Source organism: Acinetobacter lwoffii, from assembly GCF_024129355.1.
GTDB lineage: Bacteria > Pseudomonadota > Gammaproteobacteria > Pseudomonadales > Moraxellaceae > Acinetobacter > Acinetobacter lwoffii_I.
The window spans coordinates 1-8,440 of the sequence record NZ_JAMXXP010000057.1 but is presented as its reverse complement, the minus strand read 5'-3'; the positions used below and the strand labels follow the sequence as shown (position 1 = coordinate 8,440).

Below are 8,440 nucleotides of genomic sequence, written 5' to 3'. Positions count from 1 at the left end.
TGGCACTAAGTACTGCTGCTTGTAGTAGTGGTGGAAGTCATTCAACAACATCTACTTCTCCAGTAATTACTGAACAGACTGCCGCTGAGAAAGCTGCTGCTGAAAAGGCTGCTGCTGAGAAAGCTGCTGCTGAAAAGGCTGCTGCTGAGAAAGCTGCTGCTGAAAAGGCTGCCGCTGAAAAAGCTGCTGCTGAAAAGGCTGCCGCTGAAAAAGCTGCCGCTGAAAAAGCTGCCGCTGAGAAAGCTGCCGCTGAAAAGGCTGCTGCTGAGAAAGCTGCTGCTGAAAAGGCTGCCGCTGAAAAAGCTGCTGCTGAAAAGGCTGCCGCTGAAAAAGCTGCTGCTGAGAAAGCTGCTGCTGAAAAGGCTGCTGCTGAGAAAGCTGCTGCTGAAAAGGCTGCCGCTGAGAACGCTGCTGCTGAAAAGGCTGCTGCTGAGAAAGCTGCTGCTGAAAAGGCTGCCGCTGAAAAAGCTGCCGCTGAAAAGGCTGCTGCTGAAAAGGCTGCTGCTGAAAAGGCTGCTGCTGAAAAGGCTGCTGCTGAAAAGGCTGCTGCTGAAAAGGCTGCCGCTGAAAAGGCTGCTGCTGAGAAATTACTATATCAAAAATCTATTGCAATAGGTTTAACAGAACAACGTGCAAAAAATATTGCAAACTCTCAGTTAAATGCCACAGAGTCTGAGCTAAATATTGCAATAGACAATGAAGCTTTAGCACAAGCTGTAGAAGTTAAAAATGCAGTGGTCAAAAATGATTATGGTCAAGCTTGGAGTCATATAGCAAGTGGATTAAGCCATAAGCTTATAGATCAATCTAGTCTAAATGATCAAGATCAATATACTCAGCGTAAAGGTGGCGACTATATCTATCAACAACCATACTCTATAACCGTTGGAACTTGGCTTTATACAGATATTAAGGATGATATTAATCAACTTGTAAAAAATAATGCTACATACAATGTAGATGTAGCAGGTTTCGCTACCCAAGCAGTCGCTATACCTACAGAAGGAAAAGCAACTTATACCGGTTTAGGTATACATGTTAACAATCAATTTGATCTTACCTATAATGTCGATTTCTTAAAACGTACAGGTTCTGGCTCTCTACTTAAAGCAACTGAGTATGGGGGAAGAATTTTTCTCGATGAAGGCACTATCACTAAAATTAATTTAAAAGGTCATGATGTAATAGGAATTGGTAGTTCAGCAAAGGCACTAGACGGTTCTACAGGAACATATAAGGTGGGGTTTTATGGTACTCAAGCTCAAGAAATTTCTGGTTCTCTAGAAATGGATCAGTCTAAATCTTTTGGTAGTTATAAAAATATTAATGGTAAGACTGAAATTGGATTAGGTGCAACTCGCGGTGAAATTACTAAATAAAATCTCATATTAATTCACACTTATCTTTAGACCATCTGAAAATAAATTTATTTTCAGATGGTCTTTATCATTATATTGGTAGCCATTTGATGAATATCAAATATTTAGTAATTCTTTCAGTAACATCTTCCAGCACTGCATTTTCCCAAGAATTACCACCGACCCAAACGGTATTTTTTGAGCAAGATTTATTTATCCAACCTGAATTATTACTAAAAAAACCAGTAGATAAGCAGCTAAGTGTTTCCACTCTACCTCTAAACTCAAGTTTGGAGGACTATATTAATCAAGCAATTATTCATAAAGACTGGAAAGAACTTGAGCAACTACTAGATAAATACAGACAAACTGATAACTATAATCATATTTTATATGAATATAGCTTAGGTGCTTTATATCGTTTTCAAGGAAAGCAAAAGAAAGCCATAGAAATGTACCAAGAGATTATTACAAAGAATCCAAATTTATATTATCCCCGTTTTGATCTAGCCATGATGTTATTTGAAAATAAACAATATACTGAAGCTAAAAATGAATTTAGAGCAGTAAGACCTTTTCTTCCTACTCAGATCCAAGCATTAATAGATCAGCTATTGAGTACTATGGAAGAGTCTCAAGGATGGCAACCAAACGTAAATTTTAATTTTGAAAAAACAGATAATGTTAATCAATCATCGAGTATAAAAGAGATTTCTATTGGAGAAGCAACTTTCATACGTGATCAGGAATCACTACCACAAAAGGCAGAAGGTATCGGTTATACGCTGAATGCATCACGTGAACAAAATATGATGAGCAATCATTATGTATATTTTAATGCAACATTAAACGGTATTCATTATTGGGATAATACAGAATTTAGTGAGCAAACCTTACGTATCGATACTGGTTACAAGTATAAAGATCTTAAGCAATCCTTAGGCATAATTCCATTTATTGGGCAAAATATACTAGGTGATAGTCGTTACAGTCATAACTATGGTGCAGGATTAGAATATAACCGATTATTATCAGATCGTTGGCAAGTCTCTGCTAATACATCTCATATCCAAAAACGATATCAGGATTCAGATCTTGCACAATATTATAATGGTCATGCTAATAGTCAGGCTGCATTGATGCTGTATCAACCGAAATCAAAATTACTCATATATAGTGGCTTAGACTGGATGCAAGATCGCTTAGCGGACGAAGCAGAATCATCTAATAAAAAAGGTATACGAAGTGGTTTTTTATACTTTGGGGACTCATTGGGTATTAGTAGCAACATACGTTACTCTAAGCGTAATTTTTTAGCAGATAATATTTGGTATGGTATTCAACGCAAAGACAGTGAATATGAATTTGGTATAGCTACTTGGCGCAAGCAATGGCAGTGGAAAGGTTTTACTCCCAAGTTAAATTATAGATATCAAAAAATTGACAGCAATTTACCACTTTATGAGCGCAATAACGGCACATGGTTTATCACAATAGATAAAAAAATTTAAGAATAAAGGCTCTAACTCTCAGTTAGAGCCTTCTATTATTTAACATAAAATCTCTTATACGAAGTAGATTCAAACTCGTTTTCTACTTTCATATTCTTCGATAGACTCTTTTAATTTTAAAATAGGAAGAAATTTATCTTCTTTAAAACCTATTTTTTTCATAAATGCTTTACAGTCAAGATTAGGTTCTTCGATATGCAGAGAAACATAATTATATCTTTCACCAATTTCGCATAATGTTTTTAATAATGCAGTTCCATAGCCACTTTTTCTTTTCTTAAAACTAATTCTTGCAACGACAATCTGTTTTTCTGATTGGTCACCAATGTGATACTTCCCAAATCTTAGATAGATATCATCCTCAATACCTAATCCACTTGAATATGAGCAAATTTTTAGACTTGTAGTTCCATCTTCTTGAGGAAAGCTAGATATATAAGCCCATTCTTCAGAACGTTTAAGAATACTTTCCCCAAAATTTTGAATAGTATTTAAAATTTCTGATTGCTCATCTTTTTGAATTTTAGGAAATTCATTTTCTTCAAGAAGATCTAACATTTTAAGTCTATAATATATTGAATTTAAAATATTATTAATTTAAATAGAATAAAAAATCAACAAAATTAATGGTTATTCCTAATATAGAAAAAAAGTGCTCCCCCTTTTTTAGCCTGCTTTTTCAGATTCCAACGCTCATATTTCTCGATGAAATCAATCATTTCTTTAAATTGATACAACTTGTTAAGGATAGTATTTTTTATAAAATACTTTTTAACTCGCACTTCTTCTTCTGTTTATACACTTCGGACTGGACTGCTCCTAATATGCTAGACATGAAACAGCATCCTCTAAAGATGCATCACTGTCTCAAAGCATTTTCTTAATAATTTTCAAGTATTTTTGGCTACTCGGTAAACAGTTGCGACCCCACAATCCACTGCTTTAGCAATTTCATCCTTAGTCATATTGCTAGCCGCTAATAGTTCTCTTATTCGTTTGTGCTTAATCTCATTAGCTTTCTTACCTGTTGGCTTGTAACCTGAACGCTCTAACCCTTGTTTAATCCGTTCTATACGTTTCTCATTGTCCAGACGAGCCATAGTTGCCAGAAGATCAATCAGCATATTATTGATGAGGTCCAGGATTGAAGTAGTAATGCTGTCACTGGTCTTAATCATTTGATAGGTAGTCGGAAGATCTGCCACGACTAAGCGAAGTCCCTTCTCTTGGATCCTGCGCTTCAGTTCTTGAAAATTCCGTTGGGTTAAGCGTGATAAGCGGTCAACACTTTCAACCAGCAAAGTATCACCTTGATTTGCTTCTGATAGTAATTTGTTCAATTCAGGCCGATCTAGCTTCGTACCACTATAGTTTTCCACGTACACAATGGTTTCACCTAAATTCAAATCTTGATTTAGATCCTGCAGAATCTGCAAGGCTCTTTGTGCGTCTTGATCTTTAGTCGATGCTCTAAGGTAAATACGTGTATTCATATCTATCGTTTATACTTAATTTTATTAGTCCAATGATAATACTATCATTTGATTATCAAAGTAAGTCTAATGATAGATATTAAATGCTGTTTGGCTTTTTATCATTCAGGTATACTCTTTTGATAAAAAAAGCATAACTAAAAGCCATGCCTTGGGAATTCGTATAACGTGTATTATGTTAATTTTAGAAATATTGAATAATTAATCATTTATCCCGTAAGTACTGAATAAATTAAATACATAGCAACTCCGATCACAGTCGTTGCAAAAATCTTTTGCACTCGATTAGCATCTATCCGATGTATTAAACTGCGCCCAATTAACATCCCCACAATACACGCCATAACGAAAGTGAGCGTGATGGAAACAGGATATTGAAAGCCGTCCAACACGTGGGCAGAAATACTAACCCCACCAATTAGAAAAATAATCATCAAGGAGGTCGCAACGATACTGCGCATATCGAGGTCTGTCACTTTACGTACTGCTGGAACAATCACAAAACCACCACCCACTCCAAGCAAGCCAGTTAACAAACCTGCCACCATACCAATAATACCGAGAGATAAAGCAGTTTTCATATTCCAGATCAGGCGACCTGTAGTTTGATTAACCTTGCACAGTGTATTTTCATGATCATGGACTTTATTAAAGAATATCCGGTAAGCGACGAGCAGCATCACTAGACTGAATGCTAGGGTTAGCCATACTGGAGATATAATTCCTGCTAGATGCACACCATAACGTGCTGATGGAATGCTGATGAGAGCAATCCAAAGCGCAGCACGATAACGCACTATACGTTTGAATAAACCTTCAAATGTTCCAACCAAGGCGGATAGAGTGACTGCAAGTAGGCCCACAGGGGCAGCCTGTGCTACAGTCCACCCTTGACTCGCCATGAGTGCCGGCACAGCGAGAATACCTCCACCAGCACCTGTTAACCCTAGCAAGCCCCCAATGGCCAAGCTTTCCAGTATCAACATCCACATAGCCCACACCCCTCTTTAAATCAAGCAATTCAACAAAAGACAAACCTTGTTGTTTAATGTTGAAACTTGTTTATCTGAAATAGTTAAGTGGAAGTTTCAAATAAGAAACTCCATTCTCTTCTGGCTCAGGGAACTGTCCGGCTTTCATGTTGATCTGTATCGAAGGTAAAATTAGTTTTGGCATACTCAAACCCGCATCGCGCTTATTACGCATTTCTACAAATTCAGCTTTGGTCGTACCATGATGAATATGAATATTTCGGTTTTTTTGCGTCTGAAGATCCGTCTCACATACATAGCGATCACGGGTTTGTGGTAAATAGTCATGGCATAGAAATACTCGGGTACTCTCTGGCAGTTCAAACAGGCGCTGTACCGAATCAAAAAGTATTGCTGCACTTCCCCGCGGAAAGTCACAACGTGCCGTACCATAATCCGGCATAAACAAAGTATCCCCGACAAAGACAGCATCACCGATGACATAACTTAAGCAGGCCGGTGTATGTCCGGGGGTGGGAATGTTATATGCTTCGATTGAACCAATCTGAAATTTCTCATCATCTTCAAATAGGTAATCAAATAACTGCTGGGCATTCCATTGCTTAATATCCAAATGATAGATCGCAGCAAAGGTCTCCTGTACCACAGCAATTTTTTGACTCATGGCAATCTTGCCGCCCAATTCAACTTTGAGATACTGCGCTGCGGTCAAGTGATCTGCATGGACATGGGTTTCCAGAATCCACTCGACTGTTAAACCCTGTGCTTTGACATAGGCAATAATCTGATCGGCATGTGTGGTCGAAGTGGTTGCAGATGCAGCATCATAATCCAACACACTGTCAATAATTGCGCATGCCTGAGTTGTAGGATCACTCACCACATAACTAAAAGTATTGGTATCTTCATGAAAAAAATCTTTTACAACAGGGAAATTTGACATCATTAAGCTCCTGCCCACTTACGGTGAATCAACACGCCTACAAGCATTGCGACAATAAAATACAGGACCTGATAATGTCCAAGACCAATCAAAGTAAAACTTGGTGCAGGACATACACCAGCAACTCCCCAACCGATACCAAACAGCAGGCTGCCAATGATTAAGCGTGGGTCAAGTTTTTGACTGGTTGGCAATAAAATAGGTTCGTTAAAAACGGTTTTCGGTGCTGCAGAACGTATAGCTTTTTGAAAGGGAATAAATGCTACGGCAATTGCACCCATCATGACAAAGGCTAGACTGGCATCCCAGTCACCAAACAGATCTAGGAAATCCAGCACTTTTTCTGGATTCGACATACCTGATACCATCAGCCCCACAGAAAACAAACCACCAAAAATAAAAGCGAGAAAATTTTTCATTTAGAAAGCTCCTGTGATATGGCGAATCATATAAACAGTGACAAAACCAGCAAACATGAAACTCATGGTGGCCACGATGGAACGTTTAGACAAACGACTCATCCCGCAAATGCCGTGACCGCTGGTACAACCTGAACCTAAGCGTGTACCAAAGCCAACCAAGAGACCCGCAACCACCATCATCAGCGGACTCGCATTCAATTCAATTTCTGGCTGAACAAACAGTCCATAGATAAATGGCACCGTGATTAAGCCCAACAGAAACCAAATTGCAGGTGTTTTAAACATCGTTGAAGGGTTCAGCACCTGTTCGATTAAACCACTGATTCCGGCGATACGACCATGCACATAAAGATAGCCGACCACGGCTACGCCAAGAAGCAATCCGCCTAAAAATGCGATCAGAAAATCATGCATAGTAAATATACCCACTTACAATATATTTTTTTATATTATATAATAATTTTAATTATTCAAGTAGAAGATCTTAATTTTTTTATCTCATTATTAGGATGCATTCATGAACACTACTCAGTTAAAAACGCGAATAGACTTCTCACAAGTTGATCTTGTTAGTGATTGTCTAAAAGTTTTATCAAACCCAGATCGTCTTAAAATTCTATGTGTTTTGGTGGAAGGTGAACTCAATGTGCAGCAAATTGAAATACGCACTAATATCTACCAACCCACCTTGTCACAACAACTAACAGTTTTAAGAAACAATCAGATCGTATCGACACGACGGGAGGGTAAACAGATTTTTTATCAATTAAGCGATATGCGCGTGTTAAAAATCATGCAGACACTCTATGAAATTTATTGCAGTCACGATTAAGGTTCTGTCGCATTTCACCCTTTACAGTATCTAATCTAGTTCTTAATGCGATAGAACCATTTAACATAATGGCTGTTATACGAAATTAATGGATGTTCATATAGATTACTTGCATATTGTATTCGATCGAATACAATATAGTGAGAAGAGAAGGAATCCTCATGATTGAAATTAAACGTCTGCCAGAATTTGATGAATGGTTGGATGGCATTAAAGACAATATGACCCGTATCCGCCTGAATCGTCGATTAGATAAGGTTCAACGTGGAAACTGGGGAGACATTAAACCTCTCCAAGATGGCGTTTGGGAAATGAGAGAATTCTTCGGTTCTGGATGGAGGATGTATTACATCCAACATGGTGACGTTGTGATTGTAATGCTTGGTGGTGGAGATAAATCAACTCAACAACAAGACATCGATCGTGCAGTCAAACTATCGAAAACGTTGGAGGATTAAAATGGTTAAAGTAGCTGATTTACCAAGTTTTGATATGGCTGAGTCACTCAAAACTGAAGAAGACATTGTGATTTATCTCAATATGGTTCTTGAAGAGAATGATCCAGCTGAATTAGCTCATGCACTTGGTGTTATTGCTAAAGCTCGTGGCATGACTCAAATCGCTAAAGAAGCAGGGATTGGGCGTGAGGCACTCTACAAAGCCCTACGTCATGATTCAGCACCACGTTTTGATACAATTAATCGTGTAGTAAATGCTTTAGGCTTAAAACTCACAGTACAACACGCCTAAAGCTTTAAAAAATATAGTAAAAATGGGAGCTAAAGGCTCCCATTTTTATGTTATTCACCAATTAAAATGTCTATGCGATAAACCATTTAAAATGTCCTGTTTTTAACCACAAGAGTCAAGCACAGGATTTAACTTTCTT

General features: G+C 38.0%; 11 protein-coding genes. 5 read left to right on the top strand and 6 right to left on the bottom strand.

The genetic code is table 11. The annotated features are described in order from the left end of the window. Together NI468_RS15555 and NI468_RS15550 are read left to right on the top strand one after the other, a co-directional pair. Positions 1-1,379, top strand: a 1,379-nt coding sequence (locus tag NI468_RS15555; RefSeq protein WP_253102573.1) for a histone H1-like repetitive region-containing protein, incomplete at its 5' end; no start/stop codon positions are given. Positions 1,380-1,468: 89 nt separating this feature from the next. After that, complete coding sequence (locus tag NI468_RS15550) at positions 1,469-2,869, top strand: porin family protein (RefSeq protein WP_253102571.1); 1,401 nt, start codon at positions 1,469-1,471, stop codon at positions 2,867-2,869. A gap of 69 nt (positions 2,870-2,938) precedes the next feature. Here the strand turns inward: NI468_RS15550 and NI468_RS15545 are convergent, their stop codons facing one another. The 6 genes from NI468_RS15545 to NI468_RS15520 form a co-directional block, all read right to left on the bottom strand. Continuing rightward, positions 2,939-3,427, bottom strand: coding sequence for a GNAT family N-acetyltransferase (locus NI468_RS15545; RefSeq protein WP_114542201.1), 489 nt, complete (start codon positions 3,425-3,427; stop codon positions 2,939-2,941). A gap of 332 nt (positions 3,428-3,759) precedes the next feature. Then, a complete protein-coding gene (locus NI468_RS15540; RefSeq protein ID WP_114542200.1) occupies positions 3,760-4,362 on the bottom strand; it encodes a recombinase family protein in 603 nt (200 codons plus the stop codon). A gap of 209 nt (positions 4,363-4,571) precedes the next feature. After that, entirely contained in the window at positions 4,572-5,354 is a 783-nt protein-coding gene (locus NI468_RS15535) for a sulfite exporter TauE/SafE family protein (protein WP_086044976.1), read from the bottom strand. A gap of 70 nt (positions 5,355-5,424) precedes the next feature. Continuing rightward, on the bottom strand, positions 5,425-6,297 hold the full coding sequence (locus NI468_RS15530) for an MBL fold metallo-hydrolase (protein WP_086044975.1): 873 nt from the start codon (positions 6,295-6,297) through the stop codon (positions 5,425-5,427). Positions 6,298-6,299: 2 nt separating this feature from the next. Continuing rightward, positions 6,300-6,716 (bottom strand): DUF6691 family protein, encoded by a 417-nt coding sequence (locus tag NI468_RS15525; protein ID WP_155861417.1) that lies wholly within the window; start codon positions 6,714-6,716, stop codon positions 6,300-6,302. After that, entirely contained in the window at positions 6,717-7,133 is a 417-nt protein-coding gene (locus NI468_RS15520) for a YeeE/YedE family protein (RefSeq protein WP_086044973.1), read from the bottom strand. 103 nt (positions 7,134-7,236) lie between these two features. Here NI468_RS15520 and NI468_RS15515 point away from each other — a divergent pair, with 103 nt between their 5' ends. The 3 genes from NI468_RS15515 to NI468_RS15505 all read left to right on the top strand — a co-directional run bounded on the left by NI468_RS15515 (position 7,237) and on the right by NI468_RS15505 (position 8,301). After that, on the top strand, positions 7,237-7,551 hold the full coding sequence (locus NI468_RS15515; protein ID WP_086044972.1) for an ArsR/SmtB family transcription factor: 315 nt from the start codon (positions 7,237-7,239) through the stop codon (positions 7,549-7,551). A 161-nt stretch (positions 7,552-7,712) separates the two neighbouring features. Continuing rightward, complete coding sequence (locus tag NI468_RS15510; RefSeq protein ID WP_004647749.1) at positions 7,713-8,009, top strand: type II toxin-antitoxin system RelE/ParE family toxin; 297 nt, start codon at positions 7,713-7,715, stop codon at positions 8,007-8,009. A 1-nt stretch (position 8,010) separates the two neighbouring features. After that, on the top strand, positions 8,011-8,301 hold the full coding sequence (locus NI468_RS15505) for an addiction module antidote protein (protein ID WP_004647750.1): 291 nt from the start codon (positions 8,011-8,013) through the stop codon (positions 8,299-8,301). The last annotated feature ends 139 nt before the right edge of the window (positions 8,302-8,440 follow it).